21 protein-coding genes and 2 tRNA genes are annotated in these 15,809 nt (G+C 31.3%); 7 read left to right on the forward strand and 16 right to left on the reverse strand.

Annotated elements, in window-relative coordinates:
- Positions 1 to 59 precede the first annotated feature (59 nt).
- The 3 genes from ACYU7A_RS01810 to ACYU7A_RS01820 all read left to right on the forward strand — a co-directional run bounded on the left by ACYU7A_RS01810 (position 60) and on the right by ACYU7A_RS01820 (position 666).
- A tRNA-Gly gene (locus tag ACYU7A_RS01810) sits at positions 60 to 132 on the forward strand.
- A gap of 13 nt (positions 133 to 145) precedes the next feature.
- Positions 146 to 231 (forward strand) — tRNA-Leu (locus tag ACYU7A_RS01815).
- A 63-nt stretch (positions 232 to 294) separates the two neighbouring features.
- The gene (locus ACYU7A_RS01820) at positions 295 to 666 is read left to right on the forward strand and encodes a DUF1508 domain-containing protein (RefSeq protein WP_460573813.1); all 372 of its coding nucleotides are present in this window, start codon (positions 295 to 297) and stop codon (positions 664 to 666) included.
- Positions 667 to 735: 69 nt separating this feature from the next.
- Here the strand turns inward: ACYU7A_RS01820 and ACYU7A_RS01825 are convergent, their stop codons facing one another.
- The 5 genes from ACYU7A_RS01825 to ACYU7A_RS01845 form a co-directional block, all read right to left on the reverse strand.
- A complete protein-coding gene (locus ACYU7A_RS01825; RefSeq protein ID WP_344815507.1) occupies positions 736 to 954 on the reverse strand; it encodes a hypothetical protein in 219 nt (72 codons plus the stop codon).
- Between the two features lie 156 nt (positions 955 to 1,110).
- Positions 1,111 to 3,258, reverse strand: coding sequence for a S46 family peptidase (locus ACYU7A_RS01830; protein ID WP_460573815.1), 2,148 nt, complete (start codon positions 3,256 to 3,258; stop codon positions 1,111 to 1,113).
- Between the two features lie 34 nt (positions 3,259 to 3,292).
- Entirely contained in the window at positions 3,293 to 3,736 is a 444-nt protein-coding gene (locus ACYU7A_RS01835) for a GNAT family N-acetyltransferase (RefSeq protein WP_460573817.1), read from the reverse strand.
- Positions 3,737 to 4,141, reverse strand: a complete 405-nt coding sequence (locus ACYU7A_RS01840) for a lysozyme inhibitor LprI family protein (RefSeq protein ID WP_460573819.1) — start codon at positions 4,139 to 4,141, stop codon at positions 3,737 to 3,739.
- Entirely contained in the window at positions 4,138 to 5,367 is a 1,230-nt protein-coding gene (locus ACYU7A_RS01845) for a 3-deoxy-D-manno-octulosonic acid transferase (RefSeq protein WP_460573821.1), read from the reverse strand. Before ACYU7A_RS01845 ends, ACYU7A_RS01840 begins: the two co-directional genes overlap by 4 nt.
- Before the next feature lie 298 nt (positions 5,368 to 5,665).
- Between ACYU7A_RS01845 and ACYU7A_RS01850 the strand changes: the two genes are divergently transcribed.
- From ACYU7A_RS01850 to galE, 3 genes are read left to right on the forward strand one after another with little or no spacing between them, the layout of a single operon-like run.
- A complete protein-coding gene (locus ACYU7A_RS01850; protein WP_460573823.1) occupies positions 5,666 to 6,796 on the forward strand; it encodes a DegT/DnrJ/EryC1/StrS family aminotransferase in 1,131 nt (376 codons plus the stop codon).
- Between the two features lie 3 nt (positions 6,797 to 6,799).
- Positions 6,800 to 7,246 carry a hypothetical protein gene (locus ACYU7A_RS01855; RefSeq protein WP_460573825.1) on the forward strand — a complete coding sequence of 149 codons (447 nt, stop codon included), beginning with the start codon at positions 6,800 to 6,802 and terminating at the stop codon, positions 7,244 to 7,246.
- 9 nt (positions 7,247 to 7,255) lie between these two features.
- Complete coding sequence (gene galE / locus ACYU7A_RS01860) at positions 7,256 to 8,269, forward strand: UDP-glucose 4-epimerase GalE (protein ID WP_460573827.1); 1,014 nt, start codon at positions 7,256 to 7,258, stop codon at positions 8,267 to 8,269.
- Between the two features lie 58 nt (positions 8,270 to 8,327).
- On the opposite strand, the gene ACYU7A_RS01865 is transcribed toward galE, so the two are convergent.
- From ACYU7A_RS01865 to fabD, 5 genes are all read right to left on the reverse strand, one after another.
- On the reverse strand, positions 8,328 to 8,567 hold the full coding sequence (locus ACYU7A_RS01865) for a hypothetical protein (RefSeq protein WP_298305721.1): 240 nt from the start codon (positions 8,565 to 8,567) through the stop codon (positions 8,328 to 8,330).
- A gap of 75 nt (positions 8,568 to 8,642) precedes the next feature.
- A complete protein-coding gene (locus ACYU7A_RS01870; protein ID WP_396144249.1) occupies positions 8,643 to 8,897 on the reverse strand; it encodes a hypothetical protein in 255 nt (84 codons plus the stop codon).
- 35 nt (positions 8,898 to 8,932) lie between these two features.
- Complete coding sequence (locus ACYU7A_RS01875) at positions 8,933 to 9,532, reverse strand: hypothetical protein (RefSeq protein ID WP_460573830.1); 600 nt, start codon at positions 9,530 to 9,532, stop codon at positions 8,933 to 8,935.
- Between the two features lie 44 nt (positions 9,533 to 9,576).
- Positions 9,577 to 10,254 (reverse strand): peptidoglycan DD-metalloendopeptidase family protein, encoded by a 678-nt coding sequence (locus tag ACYU7A_RS01880; protein ID WP_460573832.1) that lies wholly within the window; start codon positions 10,252 to 10,254, stop codon positions 9,577 to 9,579.
- 10 nt (positions 10,255 to 10,264) lie between these two features.
- Positions 10,265 to 11,137: an ACP S-malonyltransferase gene (fabD, locus tag ACYU7A_RS01885; protein WP_460573834.1), complete on the reverse strand. Its 873-nt coding sequence runs from the start codon at positions 11,135 to 11,137 to the stop codon at positions 10,265 to 10,267.
- Positions 11,138 to 11,275: 138 nt separating this feature from the next.
- On the opposite strand from fabD, the gene ACYU7A_RS01890 reads away from it, so the two are divergent.
- Positions 11,276 to 12,910, forward strand: a complete 1,635-nt coding sequence (locus tag ACYU7A_RS01890) for a hypothetical protein (RefSeq protein WP_460573836.1) — start codon at positions 11,276 to 11,278, stop codon at positions 12,908 to 12,910.
- A gap of 39 nt (positions 12,911 to 12,949) precedes the next feature.
- Here the strand turns inward: ACYU7A_RS01890 and ACYU7A_RS01895 are convergent, their stop codons facing one another.
- The 6 genes from ACYU7A_RS01895 to ACYU7A_RS01920 all read right to left on the reverse strand — a co-directional run bounded on the left by ACYU7A_RS01895 (position 12,950) and on the right by ACYU7A_RS01920 (position 15,773).
- On the reverse strand, positions 12,950 to 13,477 hold the full coding sequence (locus ACYU7A_RS01895; protein ID WP_460573838.1) for an NADPH-dependent FMN reductase: 528 nt from the start codon (positions 13,475 to 13,477) through the stop codon (positions 12,950 to 12,952).
- A 3-nt stretch (positions 13,478 to 13,480) separates the two neighbouring features.
- Positions 13,481 to 13,693 carry a hypothetical protein gene (locus tag ACYU7A_RS01900; RefSeq protein WP_298305707.1) on the reverse strand — a complete coding sequence of 71 codons (213 nt, stop codon included), beginning with the start codon at positions 13,691 to 13,693 and terminating at the stop codon, positions 13,481 to 13,483.
- Complete coding sequence (locus tag ACYU7A_RS01905; protein WP_460573840.1) at positions 13,677 to 13,913, reverse strand: (4Fe-4S)-binding protein; 237 nt, start codon at positions 13,911 to 13,913, stop codon at positions 13,677 to 13,679. Before ACYU7A_RS01905 ends, ACYU7A_RS01900 begins: the two co-directional genes overlap by 17 nt.
- 15 nt (positions 13,914 to 13,928) lie before the next feature.
- On the reverse strand, positions 13,929 to 14,210 hold the full coding sequence (locus ACYU7A_RS01910) for a GNAT family N-acetyltransferase (RefSeq protein ID WP_460573842.1): 282 nt from the start codon (positions 14,208 to 14,210) through the stop codon (positions 13,929 to 13,931).
- 106 nt (positions 14,211 to 14,316) lie between these two features.
- On the reverse strand, positions 14,317 to 15,033 hold the full coding sequence (locus tag ACYU7A_RS01915) for a pirin family protein (protein ID WP_460573844.1): 717 nt from the start codon (positions 15,031 to 15,033) through the stop codon (positions 14,317 to 14,319).
- 164 nt (positions 15,034 to 15,197) lie between these two features.
- Positions 15,198 to 15,773: a Crp/Fnr family transcriptional regulator gene (locus tag ACYU7A_RS01920; RefSeq protein WP_460573846.1), complete on the reverse strand. Its 576-nt coding sequence runs from the start codon at positions 15,771 to 15,773 to the stop codon at positions 15,198 to 15,200.
- Positions 15,774 to 15,809 lie beyond the last annotated feature (36 nt).

The raw sequence follows: 15,809 nt of genomic DNA on the forward strand, positions 1-15,809 counted from the left end.
TATTACATTTGCATCCGCAATACGGAACAAGTGTTGTCGTTCATACAAAATCTGATAATGCGAAAATAGCTCAGTTGGTAGAGCGCGACCTTGCCAAGGTCGAGGTCGCGGGTTCGAGCCCCGTTTTTCGCTCAACCACCTATACGCTCGGATGGTGAAATTGGTAGACACGCTGGACTTAAAATCCAGTGAACAGTAATGTTCGTGCGGGTTCAAGTCCCGCTCTGAGTACTAAAGCTTCAAACATAATGTTTGGAGCTTTTTTGTTTTAATTTGATTCTGTTTTTAATTGATATGGGTACTTTTGTTATTAGTAAAAGATTGAATGGGTATTATAAATATGAATTTACTTCTAGAAAAGGTAAAGCAATTTTGCTAAGCAATGATTTTGAATTACGTTTTGAATGTGAAGAGAACATCGAATTGCTAAAAAAATCAGTGGCTAACTTGTTTTTTATGAAGTTCAAATCAAAAAATGGCAAGCTGTATTTTAAAATTATTTTAAATGAAAAAGAAATTGCTGTAAGTAGAAAATATACAACGCAATTATTGATGGAGAAAGGAATATCAGAAATAGAACGTTCTTTACATAACTCTGAAGTTCTAGACTTTTCAAATCAAAATGATGTTTTTCCTCCTGCTGAAGAAATATTCGGGTCAATATAAAAATATTAAGCAAAAAAAAGCTCTGCATTGCAGAGCTTATTTTTTGCTTAATTAGAAACTGGGTTCTAATTATTTTTTAGCTGGAGCTTCAGTAGCTGGAGCTTCAGTAGCTGGAGCAGCAGTTGTATCAGCTGGAGCAGCAGTTGTATCAGCTGGAGCAGCAGTTGTATCAGCAGGAGCTTCAACAGCAGTTGTATCAGCAGCAGGCTCAGCAGCGTTTTCTGATTGTTTACAAGATACTACAGTTAATGCAGCGATAACAGCTAAACTTAAAAATACTTTTTTCATCTTAATTTAATATAAAAGGTTAATTATTAATTCGGAGCAAAGATATAAATTTTTTTAATCGAAAAAACTTTTATTTAACTTTTTTTAAAAATTCTAACTTTGAATTCCGGTTTATTACTTTACAAATTTCATGCCAAACTATAAATTTAGCTAAAATTATTTTTTCTTTGCTGGTTGTATGATTTTCAATTCGTTAATGATGTTTTTCGCTCCAGCATACTTATCTATAATAAATAGAATGTATCGTGAATCAACCATTATGTTTCTACAAATGTCTGGAGAGTAATAAACATCACTCATTGTTCCTTCCCAAACTCTATCAAAATTCAAGCCAATTAAGTTTCCATTTTTATCTAATGCTGGACTTCCAGAATTCCCTCCAGTTGTATGATTAGTAGCAATGAAACAAACAGGCATTTTTCCTTTTACTCCATAAATACCATAATCTTTGGCATTGTACAAATCAATTAATTTCTGAGGAACATCAAACTCATAATCACCAGGAACATATTTTTCCATAACTCCATCTAATGTTGTAAATGGCTCATAATATACAGCATCATTCGGTTTGTATCCTTTAATTTTTCCGTAAGTTACACGTAAAGTACTATTAGCATCAGGGAAAATACGAGCCGATTTAGGACTTAACTCTAAAATGGCTTTCATGTAAGTTCTTTGCAATGCAATGTTTTTCAAATTCAACTCGTCATATTTTGGAGCTACATTTTTAGTAAAGGCATCCGCCATTGATTTTATTACTTGATATCCTTTATCAGCGTTAATCTTTTCAATAACTGTTTTAGAATCCCCTTCAAGTAATGATCTAAATTTTTCTAATGATGTTAATTTTGAATTTGCAAAAACATCAGTTGTCAATTGAGATGCATTAATGTTGTTCAAACTTTCAGGTAAAAACTGTTTTGGAGATTTAGTAGCATACAAATTGATTAGTTGCTCAAATACATTTTTATCAACTTCAGCATTATAATCTTTATAAAAATCTCCAATTCCATTCGATAATGTGTTTTTTCTATCTGTAAAAGATTGTTCTCCTTTAGTGTTTAAAATTTGTTCCAATTGGTATAATTTATATCCAACAGAAAGTAATTCAGTGTTTCTTAAAGCAACTTCAGAAAAATAATCTCGTGCTAAAGCATAGTCTTTAATTTCTGTATAATTTTTTTCAAATTCTGATAATAAATTTCCGTATTCAGCTTGTTTGCCTGCTTTTGCTACTTTTTGTTGAAAGTCTTTTTCAAATTTTTGTTTGGCAGCAACTGCATTGGCTTTTTTCAATCCTTTAGTTTCTCCCATCCATTTTTTCCAATAATTGGCAACAGAAGCATATTTGGCAGCATATTGAATTTTGATGGCTTGATCTTTTCTCATAAAACGATCTTGTACTTTCAAAGCCGCATCACGAATTTCAACTTTTGCAGGATTTAAGGTTTCAACAATTTGATTAACAGCAACCGATGGTAAATATTCTGTAGTTCTTCCTGGATAACCCATAACCATTGTAAAATCGTTTTCTTTTAAACCTGTAATAGAAATTGGAAAGAAATGTTTTGGTTTGTATGGAATATTATCAGCTGAATATGCTGCTGGACGATTGTTTTTATCGGCATAAATTCTGAACAAAGAAAAATCTCCAGTGTGTCTTGGCCAAACCCAATTGTCTGTATCAGAACCAAATTTACCAATAGAACTTGGTGGTGCACCAACCAAACGTACATCTTTATAGCTCTCTACAACAAATAATAGGTATTGATTTCCGTCATAAAATGTTTTTACACGATTTTCTTGCCAAGCTTCTTTAGGAGAATTTTTAACTAATTCCGAAATGTTTTGTTGAATTTTCTTTTGTTTTTCAGCTTCTGAAGTCAAACTTGCAATACCTTCTATTATTTTGGAAGTTACATCTTCAATTTTTACCACAAAAGTTACTTCCAAATCTTTGTTTGGCAATTCTTCTTCCATTTTGTAAGCCCAAAAACCATTGGTTAAATAGTCGTGTTCTACTGTTGAATGACTTTGGATATTATCAAAACCACAGTGGTGATTGGTTAAAATCAATCCTTTGTCTGAAATTACTTCGGCAGTACAACCGCCATCAAAATGAGGAACGGCATCTTTCAAACTCGATTTATTAATAGAATAAATTTGTTCGGCAGAAATTTTCATTCCTAAGGTTTTCATTTCGCCTTCGTTCATTCCTTTTAGCATCGATGGAATCCACATTCCGCCTTGTTGCGCTTGCGTTTGAATGACAAATAATAAGAGTAGTAATTTAATGAATCTCATAATTAGATTTTTAGATTATTGGATTTTTAGAAAGTTAGAATTTGAATTTTAATAGTTTCCGATTGTGAACTTCGAAATCGTTTGCAAGATACAATTTTTGTGCATTTTCATTATGGTTTTCAACTTCTAGATAAAGTAATTTAACATTTAATTGTTTAGCTTGTTCTTTTATGAATTGAATTGTTGTGTTACCGATTCCTTTTCCACGTGCAATTTCTTTAATGTATAATTCGTCTAGAAATGCAATCTTACCGCCATATTCAAAACTAAAAACAAAAGTAAGAATTACATAGCCAACCAATTCATCCTCCGAATAAATCAACCAAGCTTTTCCAAGATGTTCATTGGAAATAAATTCTTGGAATAATTTTTTAGAAACCTCAATATCTATCGGATAATTGTCTATTGCATAGAAATCTTGCATCATGGAAGTGATGGTTTCGATTTGTGAAAGTTCTAAAATATTATAATGAATCAATTATTTAATTTTTGATATTAATTCTTTAACTCTTTCAATTACAAATTCAGCTTTTTTATCAAAATACATCATTTTAAAATCATCAGAAAGTGTACTTCCGCCATTATCATTTTTTGCTTCTTCAAAAGCTTCTTCAAAATGTTTGTCCCTTTTCTTTAACCAATTTCTTTGTTCGTTTAGAAGTTTTCTTTTTTGCGAAGTATTTAACTGAAGTTTGAGTTTTTTATAAGATAAATTAAGTAATTCATCTGCTTCATTATAAAAAGTGATAGCACAAATTTTCATGTCAAGTCCAGAATCCAGACAATTTTGATACTTAAGTTCGCAAGCTTTTACTTCATCATATGTTTGAGCATTTAAACAAAATGAAAAAATTAAAAAGTAAAAAACTAAAGTCTTCTTCATATTATATGATTCAAAATAACATCCGTCGCACCTTTATTCATCTGAACAAAAGTCGAACAAATATGCCCTTTTTCATTACGTTCGTCTTCGTTGTTTATTAATAAGTTGAATGCGTCATTCAATTCATTTTGATTTGAAATTGATATACAACCTTCTTGATGCACTAATGCAGTTGCTTCAGCAAAATGGGAATAATTAGGACCAATTACAATCGGAACACCAAATGTTGCAGGTTCCAAAATATTATGAACGCCAGGATTTCCGAAACCACCACCAACATACGCAATGTCTGCATAGGAATATATTTTGGTCAGAATTCCAATCGTATCGATAATGAAAACCTGAATTCTCTTCAAATCCTGATTTTCTTTTTCCGAAAATAAAATGGTTGATTTTGTAATTTGTGATTTCAGATTTGCAATTTGTTCCGATTTGATATTGTGTGGTGCAATTATGAATTTTAAATTGCTTGGCGCATTATTAATGTAATTCACCAATAAATTTTCATCTTTTGGCCACGAACTTCCTATGACGATTGTGGTTTTGTTGTCTTTAAATTGTTCTATAAAATCCAAAGAATTATCTCTTTCTAAAATGGAAACAACGCGGTCAAAACGAGTATCTCCAGAAATTTTCACGTTATTAAAGCCAATGCTTTGCAATAGTTTTTTGGAACTTTCATTCTGAACAAAAAAGTAGTCGAATGTTTTTAATGCGTTTCTGTAAAATCCGCCGTACCATTTAAAAAAGGCTTGTTTTTCTCTGAAAATGCCTGAAATTAAATAGGTTTTAATTTGAAGTTTTTTTAATTCATTCAAATAATTTGGCCAATATTCGTATTTGATGAAGAAAACGAGTTCTGGATTTATGGTTTTTATGAATTTCTGTGCGTTCGATTTTGTATCCAATGGAAGATAAACTGTGACATCAGCAACAGTATTATTTTTTCTTACTTCATAACCTGATGGAGAGAAGAAAGTAACAACTATTTTATGGTTGGGAAATTGAACTTTTATTTTTTCTATAACTGGTAAACCTTGTTCGTATTCACCTAACGATGCTGCGTGAAACCAAATTGTTTTTTCGTTTGGTTTGATTTTGCTTTTTAGAATTGAAAAAACTTCTTTTCTTCCGTCAACGAAAAGTTTCATTTTCGGACTGAAAAGTGCCAATAGTTTTACAACTTGTGAAGCAAAAATTATAATTAAATTGTATAGAAAAAGCATTGTTTAATTTTAGTTGGGTAAAAATAAGATTTTTTGCCACAGATTGGACGGATTTTTTCAGATTTTACTATTGCGTTGTTTTGATAAACTGATTTCGCAAAAGACAATTACTATCTAGCCCTGATTGGAGAGGAAATCCTTTTTTCAATTGTTGCCTGAGGCACTCGAAGGCAACAATTGAAAAAAGATTGCAACGTAAAGCAGGAAAACGGTCCCGAAGTTTCGGGACAAAAAAAGCACGTACCATTCTCTCCAAATTATAAGAAATGTTATACTTTTGTATTTCAAATTTTTTAGGATGAAGAAATTACAAATGGTTGACTTGAAAGGTCAATACGAAAAAATAAAAGAGGAAGTGAATGCTTCAATTCAAGATGTTTTAGAAAATAATACTTACATAAACGGACCTTTGGTTCATCAATTTCAGAAAGATTTAGAAGATTATTTGGGTGTAAAACACGTTATTCCGTGTGCCAATGGAACCGATGCGTTGCAAATTGCCATGATGGGATTAGATTTAAAACCTGGTGATGAAGTTATTACTGCAGATTTTACATTTGCCGCAACTGTTGAAGTAATTGCTTTACTGCAATTAACTCCGGTTTTAGTTGATGTTGATATGAATAATATGAACATTTCTTTGGATGGAATTCGTAAAGCAATTACTCCAAGAACTAAGGCGATTGTTCCGGTTCATTTGTTTGGTCGTGCGGCTAATATGGATGCGATTATGGAAATTGCAAACGAACATAACCTTTATGTAATTGAAGATAATGCACAAGCCATTGGAGCAGATTATACTTCAAAAGATGGTTCTAAAGTGAAAGTAGGAACGATTGGTCATGTTGGAGCGACATCTTTTTTTCCATCTAAAAATTTAGGTTGTTATGGTGATGGTGGAGCTATTTTTACAAACGATGATGCGTTAGCTCACAAGTTACGCGGAATTGTAAATCACGGAATGTATGAAAGATACCATCATGATGTAGTAGGAGTGAACTCGCGTTTGGATAGTATTCAAGCTGGAGTTTTGAAAGCGAAGTTGCCACATTTAGATACTTATAACAAAGCACGTCAAGATGCAGCAAGAAAATATTCTGTTGCATTGAGTGTGAATAAAAATATTTGGGCACCGTTTATTTGCGAAACTTGCGATTGCCATGTTTTTCATCAATATGTTATCAGAATTATGAATGGAAAGCGCGATGGATTATTAGCTCATTTGCAAGAAAAAGGTATTCCATGTGCGATTTATTATCCAATTCCATTGCATAGTCAGAAAGCTTATGCTGATTCTAGATACAAAGAAGAAGATTTTCCGGTAACCAACCAATTATGTAAAGAAGTAATTGCTTTACCAATGCATACCGAATTGGATGATGAGCAAATTAAGTTTATAACAGATACGGTTTTAGAATATTTAAAATAAATAATGGTAGAATCATCTAAAGATAAAACTTATGGAAGGATAATAGTTTTTATCATTGTTAGTTCTCTAATTTATTTTAGTGTAAATCATACTATAAACAAGGATAAAGAAAAGCAAAGTATGATTGCTAATCAAAAGATTGATAGTCTAAATAGAGCTATGCCTTTTATATTAAAGGAGAATTTTTTAAGAGCTGATAGTGTAGTGATAGTAAATGAGAATAATAGGTCTCTAAGATATGTTTTTACAATATTAAACGTTGATGAAAATACTACTCAAATATATTTGGATGCTTTAAAGTATGATTTCCAAAAAAACAGTCAAAATTATTATGATAAAGATAAATCTATGATTCTTTTTAGGAAAAATAAATTTACAATACAGTACTATTACAAAGATAAAAATCAAAATTTCTTATTTGATTTCATTATAAAACCACTTAAAGATTAACATAAAAATATGAAAATAGTAGTAACAGGAGGTTTAGGTTTTATTGGTTCTCACACCGTTGTTGAATTGCAAAACGAAGGTTTTGAGGTTGTAGCCATTGATAATTTATCGAATTCATCGGAAAGTGTTTTGGATGGTATTGAAAGAATTACAGGTAAAAAACCAATTTTTGAAAAAATGGATTTGCGTGATAAAGCGTCGGTTCAAAATTTCTTTAAAAAACATAATGATGTTGCTGGAGTGATTCACTTTGCTGCATCAAAAGCTGTTGGAGAAAGTGTCGAAAATCCTTTGTTGTACTATGAAAACAATATCAACGCATTGGTTTATGTACTTCAGGAATTGAAAGAATTGTCCAACCCGAATTTTATCTTTAGTTCTTCTTGTACTGTTTATGGTCAAGCCGAAAAAATGCCAATTACTGAAGATGCTTCTGTACAACCTGCCGCTTCACCATATGGAAATACTAAACAAATAGGTGAAGAAATCATCACCGATGTTGCGAAAGTGACCAATATTAATTCCATTTTATTAAGATATTTTAATCCAATTGGATCGCATCCGAGTGCTGAAATTGGTGAATTACCTCTAGGAATTCCTCAAAATTTAGTTCCGTTTATTACACAAACTGCTATTGGAATGCGTGAGAAATTATCTGTTTACGGAGATGATTATCCAACACCTGATGGAACAGCAGTTCGTGATTACATTCATGTGGTAGATTTAGCTAAAGCGCATGTTGTAGCATTGAAACGACTTTTAAACAAACAAAATTTAGATAAAGTTGAAACTTTCAATCTTGGAACAGGAACAGGAAGTTCAGTTTTAGAAGTAATTACTGCTTTTGAAAAAGTTTCTGGGCAAAAACTGAATTACCAAATTGTAGGTAGAAGAGAAGGAGATATAACTTCAGCTTATGCAAACACTGATAAAGCTAATAATGTTTTAGGATGGAAAGCACAATCAACTTTAGAAGATAGTTTGGCTAGTGCTTGGAAATGGGAACAGAAGATAAGAAACTAAATATTATATAATTATACAAATAAAAAAATCCTCATAAATTTTATGAGGATTTCTTTTTTTACTTCTTAGCGGCTTCTTTAAGTTCTTTGCCAGCTTCATCAAGTTTTTCTGCACCTTCTTCAAGAGCTTCACCTGCCTTAGCTTGAGTAGTGTCAATTACTTCTTCTGTTTTTTGTGCAACAGTGTCAATTTTTTCACCAATTTCTGTACCCACAGTTGGCTCACCTTCTACTTTTTTGTCTCCGCAAGACACCATTGCAACAGCCATAAATGCTACTGCTAAAATTGTTTTTTTCATTTTTTTAAAGATTAAAATTAATAACAATTTCAGTAATACAAATTAGATGCCAAATAGTTTAAATAATGCTTAAAATTATTTTTTTGTTGCTTCTTGAACTTTTTTTGCTCCTTGTTCTACTTTTTCTGCACCTTTTGCAATTATTGCTTTAGCTTTTTCACCAACTTTAGAAGAGTCTAAAACTTTTTTAGCTTTTACTTTTGCAGAATCAGCGGCTTGTTTTAAATCAGCGCCAACGGCTTTTGAAGCTTCTTTTACTTTTTCTTTAGTTTCTTCCTTACATGAAATTAGTAATGTGGCTAATGCTAAGGATAAAATTATTTTTTTCATGATTTAATTATTAATATTATGATTTTTAAATATTTTTACAATGGTAACTTCTTTATTTCAATGGCGGTAAATGTCAAATTAAAATCGGATGTTTCCATCAAGAATTTTAAATAGGGTCTATTGGTACTTTTATAAAAATCAGCCATAAAAAAATCGTTATGATTACTGAAAAGATTTCCGTCTAAAAAAGGAGAGTCTTCACTGTAACAATAAGTAATTTTTACAGGAATTTGTTGTTTAAAAATTCCACTATATACAATACACTTGCATTTTAATTTTAAAATAGATTCACCTTCAATTTCTTTTTTATAAATTAACTGAATAGTATTTTGTTTTACATCTAAAGTGTCAACAGCAAGAGAATCATTATAACTAATAATTAATTGTCCGGTCAAGTTATTATAAGATTGTGTTTTGTTCCCTTTTTTCCCACTATTCAGATAAGTTCTAATGAAATTTCCATCACCAAGATAATTCATTTTTAAACCATCACCATATCTGTTTTTTTGATTTTCTAATTCAGAATTAAAATCAAATGCTGTTATTTCAGTTTTAAATTTTAGTTCAAGGTTATAACTTCCCTGAGAAAAAGAGAAGAAAGAAAATAAAAGCAAAAAATATTGATAAAGTTTCATTTGAAATTTTTAATAAAGCTAAGGATAAGATTATTTTTTCTTAACTAATTAATTTTTAATAATACATTTGGGTTAGGGCAATTATTTTTATAAAAACTTAAATTATTTTCAGAACAAACTCCGGGATAATCACCAATTTTTTCTTCTATATCAAGAATAATTTGAAAATGTAAATGTGGAGCATAATCCCCATTTATTGGTGGTAAACCTAGATTTGCAATTTTCTCTCCTTTTAACACTTCTTGTCCCTCTTTTTTGTCTAATAAACTGTCTTCACTAAGATGACCATACAAGGTGTAAAATTTGAATTCGTTTTTTTTATGTTCCAAAATTATTGTTGGACCATAATCGCCTAAAGCGGTATTGTTTTGAAAACTATGAATTATACCATCTAACGCTGCATGAATAGTAGCTGATTTATTTATCCATAAATCTAAACCTATGTGAATGTTGCGTTCTTCGGTGTTTTCGTTATTAAAAACCGTACTTCTTTTATATAAGTTTCTGGTTTCTAAATAGCCACCATAAGCAATTTTTGCATTGTTTTTATCTAAGTGATTCTGAATAAAAACTTCATAATCGGCTGCAGTTTCAAGTTTATGATTATTCAATTCTGTGTTTGAAACAGATAAATCTAAAGCAACATAATCGCAATAATCAATACTAGGCTCGATGACTTTAGCTGATTCTAAATGAGATAAAAAGTCTACAAAATTTTGCATAAACTAGTTGTTAAGCCGAGATTGTCTCAACTTCTCTATCAATTTTATTTACCAATCCAACTAATACTTTTCCTGGACCAACTTCTGTAAAACTTGTTGCTCCGTCTTTTATCATTTGTTGAACAGATTGTGTCCATTTTACAGGAGCAGTTAATTGGATGATTAGGTTTTTCTTAATCTCGTTAGCATCTGAAACCGCACTAGCAGTCACATTTTGATAAACCGGACAAATTGGAGTTGAAAATGTAGTAGCTTCAATTGCAGCAGCTAATTCTTCTCTTGCTGGTTCCATCATAGGTGAGTGAAATGCTCCGCCAACAGGCAAAATTAAAGCACGTTTTGCACCAGCTTCTTTCATTTTTTCGCAAGCCAATTCTACAGCTTTGTATTCTCCAGAAATAACTAATTGTCCAGGACAGTTATAATTTGCAGCAACTACTACACCATCAATTGAAGCACAAATATCTTCTACGATTTTATCTTCTAAATTTAAAACGGCTGCCATAGTTGATGGAGTAATTTCACAAGCTTTTTGCATTGCGATTGCTCTTTGTGAAACCAATTTTAATCCGTCTTCAAAAGATAAAGCTCCATTGGCAACCAAAGCTGAAAATTCACCTAACGAATGACCTGCAACCATTTCTGGACAAAAATCTTCCAATGTTTTAGCTAAAATTACCGAATGTAAAAAAACCGCTGGTTGGGTAACTTTTGTTTCTTTTAATTCTTCTGCAGTTCCTTCGAACATAATATCAGTAATTCTAAAACCTAAGATATCATTTGCTTTTTCGAATAGCTCTTTTGCTAGTGGAGAGTTTTCATATAAGTCTTTGCCCATTCCTGTAAATTGTGCGCCTTGACCCGGAAATATGTATGCTTTCATAAATGTAGTTTAAAAGTTTAAAAAGTTTAAGAGTTTAAAAGGATTACCTAAAACTTTAGCAAAAATACTATTTTATTTAAATTGTGTAACTTTAATTTTATTATCACGTCTAATTAGGTACTAAATAATCATAAACTTATGAAAAAAATTAAAGCTATTTTACTACTTGTTATCGTTGCTTTTTTATTGTTTTATTTTAATCTGCCGGTACTAAATTATGGATTCATTGCATTGCCAATAATTCTTTTAATAGTAACTATCGTTGGAGTTTTTATCTTCACTCGATTCAAAGTGGTGAACGAAAAGAAAATACAAGTGATTGAAAAACCTAACAAGCTGTTTTTTATAATTATTGGATTACTACTATTTTACATGCTCATTGTTCCATTATTTACAAGTCTTCCAATGTTTAGAAGTCAATCTTTTAAAAATTTAATAGGTAATGTAGCCGATGGTAAATCTATTGCCAATCATATTGCTCCAATTTCAATTGATGAAATACGAGTGGTTGATGAAGAATTGGCTTATTTACTTGGTGAAAAAATTCTTGGTTCACAACCTGCTTTAGGAAGTCAAGTGGAGTTAGGACATTTTTGTATTCAAAAAGTAGGTGAAGATTTGTATTGGGTGGCTCCACTATTACATTCAGGGTTTTTTAAATGGTTCAACAATCAAGAAGGAACTGCAGGTTATGTAATGGTTTCGGCAACCAACGAACGTGATGTGAAATTAGTTCAAAATATTGGAGGAAAAGACATTAAAATAAAATACCAAACGGAAGCTTTTTTTGGAAGTCAAATTCAAAGACATTTATATTTTAACGGATTTGCAACCGTTGGTTTAACCGATTATACTTTTGAAATTGACGATTCAGGAAATCCGTTTTGGGTGGCAACTGTTTATGATAAAAAAATTGGTTTTGCAGGAAACGACGCAAGAGGAATTGTAGTGGTTGATGCCCAAACAGGAACAATGACCGAATTTAAAATTGCTGATGCTCCAAAATGGGTGGATAGAGTTCAACCTATAGATTTTGTTGAAGAACAACTAAACGATTGGGGTGAATATGTTCATGGTTATTGGAATTTTTCAAATGCTAATAAATTACAGATTACAGAAGGCTTAACTTTAGTTTATGGAAAAGACAATAAATCCTATTGGTATACGGGTTTAACTTCTGTAGGGAAAGACGAATCAGCAGTAGGTTTTGTTTTAGTTGACACAAGAACAAAAGAAACTACTTTTTATAAACAAAGTGGAGCAACAGAATTCGCAGCTCAAGGTTCAGCAGAAGGAAAAGTTCAAGAAAAAGGATACAAATCATCGTTGCCAATTCCTTACAATATCAATTCGATACCAACTTATGTTATGACTTTAAAAGATGATGGCGGATTGGTAAAAATGTATGCTATGGTTGCTATTAGTGATTACACAATTGTAGGTGTTGGGAATTCAATGAGAGAAGCTTTAACTTCTTTCAAAAGCGCTTATAATATGACCGGAAATAAATTGAATGCCTCCAGTTTGACTAATAAAAAACAACTGAATTCTGTTGTAACAAGAATAACTAATGATGTTAAAAACGGTAATAGTTTTTATTACTTTACAACAAAAGACTATCCGAACATTTTTGTAGGTTCTTCGCAAATATCCAATCAGTTACCAGTAACAATTGTTGGTGATAGTGTAAAAATTTCTTTTGATATTGACAGCGAAGAAGTCATTGATGTAGCAACATTTGAAAACACAACAATGAAGAAAAAAACAAAATAAAAGTAAAAAGAAACGCCTGATATTAGTCAGGCGTTTTTGTTATAATTCTACAGAACTTATAATTTCTAACAATTGATTCTTTAAATCTTCATTGGTGATTCCCTTTTCAGCATCAAAATTATCATTGAAACTTGGCAAAGAAAAACTTCCTTTTACAACAGCACCTTGAAAAGGAAAACGATTTTTTGCTATTTCTAAAACCGAACTTCCGCCTCGTGGTCCTGGTGAAGTTGCCAGTAAAAGCATTGGTTTTTCTTGAAACGTTTTGGCATTGATTCTCGAAGTCCAATCAAAAATGTTTTTAAAAGCTGCTGAATAAGCACCATTATGTTCGGCAAAAGAAATAACAATTACGTCTGCCGTTCCTAATTTAGCATAGAAATCTTGAGCTAATTGTGGAATTCCGTTATCTTTTTCTTTGTCTACCGAATAAATTGGCATTTCGAAGTCGTTTAAATCTAGAACTTCTACTGTAGCATTTTTAAATTGATTAGCAGCATAGGTTGCTAATTGTTTGTTTATTGAAGCCTTGCTAGATGAAGCTCCAAAAGCGATGATTTTTTTCATAGTTTATTTTTTTAACCAGTTACCTAATATTTTTCCTAAAAAAGGAAGTAAAACAAAAACCATTAAAGGAACTAAAATTCCAGTCATGATTAATGTTTTTAAAGGTAGCGGTAAATTTTTAATGTAATCTCCAATTAAAAGAGAAACTAGTGTAATTGTTGGATAAATTGCTATCCAAACCATTACAGCAAACTTCCATCTAGGTGGTTGTTTCATTGTTTATAAAATAGGTTAGTGCACCAGAAGGGCATTTTTTTATAGTTTCAATAATTTTTTCAGTAGTCGAATTTTCTGCAATAATCCAAGGTTTTTCTTTGGGTTTGAAAACATCTGGATTGTTTTTTACACATTCAGCCGCGTGTTTGCATAAACTATTTTTCCATACAATGGTAACTTCGCCATTAGTATATTCTTTTGTTAAGTCGTTTGAATTCATAATTGATTTTTTAAATTATAAAACGTCTCTAAATTCAGGGGTTTTGTCAAATACACTTTTAGCAAATGGACAAAGCGGAATAATTTTGATTCCTTTTTCACGAGCATATTCTACTGCTTTTACAACCATTTTTTTACCAAAGCCTTTGCCTTCATTTCCGGGATTAACTTCGGTGTGGTCGATGATAATTTTGTCATCGCCTGCAAAAACAAAAGTCATCATGGCTTCATGTTTCCCATCAACATCAATATAAAAAACACCGTTTTTGTCATTGATTTTTAATTGTACTTCGTTCATAATTTTTATGTTTTAAAAACTTCAACATTCGTTACTCAAAATTGAATATTCAACATTTTTAACTTGGAATATTCAATAACGAATTTTGAATGTTGAAATCTGCTATTTATTGTTCCATCGGAATTTCCATTACTAAAAACTTTGAATCTGTATTTGCTTTAATTTCAATTTCAGAAGTTTCCCAAATTCCAATTGCATCTCTTTTTTCTAATTTTTCGCCATTTACTTCAATTTCACCTTCAATGTTCATGATGTAAAATCCGTTTCCTTCTTTTTTAAGCGATAACTTTTTTGAAAAACCTTTGTCAAAATCACTCAAATAAAACCAAGCATCTTGATGAATCCAAACTCCAGCATCATCTGCATTTGGCGAAAGAATTTGTGCAAAATTATTTTTTTGCTCGGTTACATCTAAAGTAATTTGTTGATAACGTGGCTCAACGTTTCTAACTTTAGGAAACAACCAAATTTGAAATAATTTAGTATGTTGGTCAGCATTCGGATTGAATTCGCTGTGCTGAATTCCTGTTCCTGCACTCATAACTTGAACATCACCAGTTTTGATAGTTGCGGCATTTCCCATGCTATCTTTATGAGCTAAATCTCCTTCTAATGGAATAGTTATAATTTCCATATTGTCGTGTGGATGAGTTCCAAAACCCATTCCTGCAGCAACAGTGTCGTCGTTTAAAACACGTAACATTCCAAATTGAACTCTATCGGGATTGTACCAACTTGCAAAACTAAAACTATGGTAAGCATTCAACCAACCATGATTGGCGTGACCTCTTGAATCTGCTTTGTGTAAAACTATATTTTTCATTTGTCTTTTTTATTTGTTTTTTAATTGTCAAATGCAGCCGAAACAAAAGATGTAATTAAATTTAATGATTTTTGTTTCGGTGTCATAATTTATAAATGTATTAATTATTATGATACAAATTTACAGCGATAAGATTCGTGGAGCACTTAATGTAGATTAAGAAATTATTTTTTTAGTAATCGTGCTTTCATTTTACTAAAAAACTCAGGAGTAACACCAATGTAAGAAGCAATTTGCTTTTGAGGTATTTTTTGAATTAGTGTTGGATATTTAGAACAGAATTTTTCGAAGCGTTCTTCTGCAGATAAACTTAAATTATCCATTAAGCGTTCTTGGTGTGAAACCAATGAGTTTTCAGCTAGAATTCTGAAAAAACGTTCAAGTTTTGGAATTTCTTTATAAAGCTCTTGATGATTTTCTTTTGAAATTACTACTACTTCCGCATCTTCTAAAACTTCAATAAAAAGATTACCAGGTTTTCCTGAAATATAACTGTACATATCGCCAATCCACCAACCTTCGCAAGCAAAATGCAAAACATGCTCGATAATATTTTCGTTAATGTTGAAACTTCTTAAAATACCCGAATTCACAAAGTAAGTACAATCAGCAATTTCGCCCGAATTCAATAAAATAGTTTTAGCTTTTAAGTGTTTGGTTTCGGTTTTAGATAAAAACAAAGCTTCTTCATTAGAAGTTAAAGAAACATGCTTAGCGATATTTTGTAGGATAGATTGCATCAGCTCAAAAATACAATTAAAATAGTTTTTCTAACA

The organism is Flavobacterium koreense, from assembly GCF_054776075.1.

Excerpts from the sequence above, each read along its gene's own strand:
- ACYU7A_RS01850 (WP_460573823.1), top strand. The coding sequence starts at position 5,666 with ATGAAGAAATTACAAATGGTTGACTTGAAAGGTCAATACGAAAAAATA.
- ACYU7A_RS01900 (WP_298305707.1), bottom strand. The coding sequence starts at position 13,693 with ATGAAACAACCACCTAGATGGAAGTTTGCTGTAATGGTTTGGATAGCA.
- ACYU7A_RS01840 (WP_460573819.1), bottom strand. The coding sequence starts at position 4,141 with ATGAAGAAGACTTTAGTTTTTTACTTTTTAATTTTTTCATTTTGTTTA.
- fabD (WP_460573834.1), bottom strand. The coding sequence starts at position 11,137 with ATGAAAGCATACATATTTCCGGGTCAAGGCGCACAATTTACAGGAATG.
- ACYU7A_RS01905 (WP_460573840.1), bottom strand. The coding sequence starts at position 13,913 with ATGAATTCAAACGACTTAACAAAAGAATATACTAATGGCGAAGTTACC.
- ACYU7A_RS01855 (WP_460573825.1), top strand. The coding sequence starts at position 6,800 with ATGGTAGAATCATCTAAAGATAAAACTTATGGAAGGATAATAGTTTTT.
- ACYU7A_RS01865 (WP_298305721.1), bottom strand. The coding sequence starts at position 8,567 with ATGAAAAAAACAATTTTAGCAGTAGCATTTATGGCTGTTGCAATGGTG.
- ACYU7A_RS01825 (WP_344815507.1), bottom strand. The coding sequence starts at position 954 with ATGAAAAAAGTATTTTTAAGTTTAGCTGTTATCGCTGCATTAACTGTA.
- ACYU7A_RS01820 (WP_460573813.1), top strand. The coding sequence starts at position 295 with ATGGGTACTTTTGTTATTAGTAAAAGATTGAATGGGTATTATAAATAT.
- ACYU7A_RS01830 (WP_460573815.1), bottom strand. The coding sequence starts at position 3,258 with ATGAGATTCATTAAATTACTACTCTTATTATTTGTCATTCAAACGCAA.
- ACYU7A_RS01875 (WP_460573830.1), bottom strand. The coding sequence starts at position 9,532 with ATGAAACTTTATCAATATTTTTTGCTTTTATTTTCTTTCTTCTCTTTT.
- ACYU7A_RS01890 (WP_460573836.1), top strand. The coding sequence starts at position 11,276 with ATGAAAAAAATTAAAGCTATTTTACTACTTGTTATCGTTGCTTTTTTA.
- ACYU7A_RS01910 (WP_460573842.1), bottom strand. The coding sequence starts at position 14,210 with ATGAACGAAGTACAATTAAAAATCAATGACAAAAACGGTGTTTTTTAT.
- ACYU7A_RS01870 (WP_396144249.1), bottom strand. The coding sequence starts at position 8,897 with ATGAAAAAAATAATTTTATCCTTAGCATTAGCCACATTACTAATTTCA.
- galE (WP_460573827.1), top strand. The coding sequence starts at position 7,256 with ATGAAAATAGTAGTAACAGGAGGTTTAGGTTTTATTGGTTCTCACACC.
- ACYU7A_RS01880 (WP_460573832.1), bottom strand. The coding sequence starts at position 10,254 with ATGCAAAATTTTGTAGACTTTTTATCTCATTTAGAATCAGCTAAAGTC.
- ACYU7A_RS01845 (WP_460573821.1), bottom strand. The coding sequence starts at position 5,367 with ATGCTTTTTCTATACAATTTAATTATAATTTTTGCTTCACAAGTTGTA.
- ACYU7A_RS01915 (WP_460573844.1), bottom strand. The coding sequence starts at position 15,033 with ATGAAAAATATAGTTTTACACAAAGCAGATTCAAGAGGTCACGCCAAT.
- ACYU7A_RS01895 (WP_460573838.1), bottom strand. The coding sequence starts at position 13,477 with ATGAAAAAAATCATCGCTTTTGGAGCTTCATCTAGCAAGGCTTCAATA.
- ACYU7A_RS01920 (WP_460573846.1), bottom strand. The coding sequence starts at position 15,773 with ATGCAATCTATCCTACAAAATATCGCTAAGCATGTTTCTTTAACTTCT.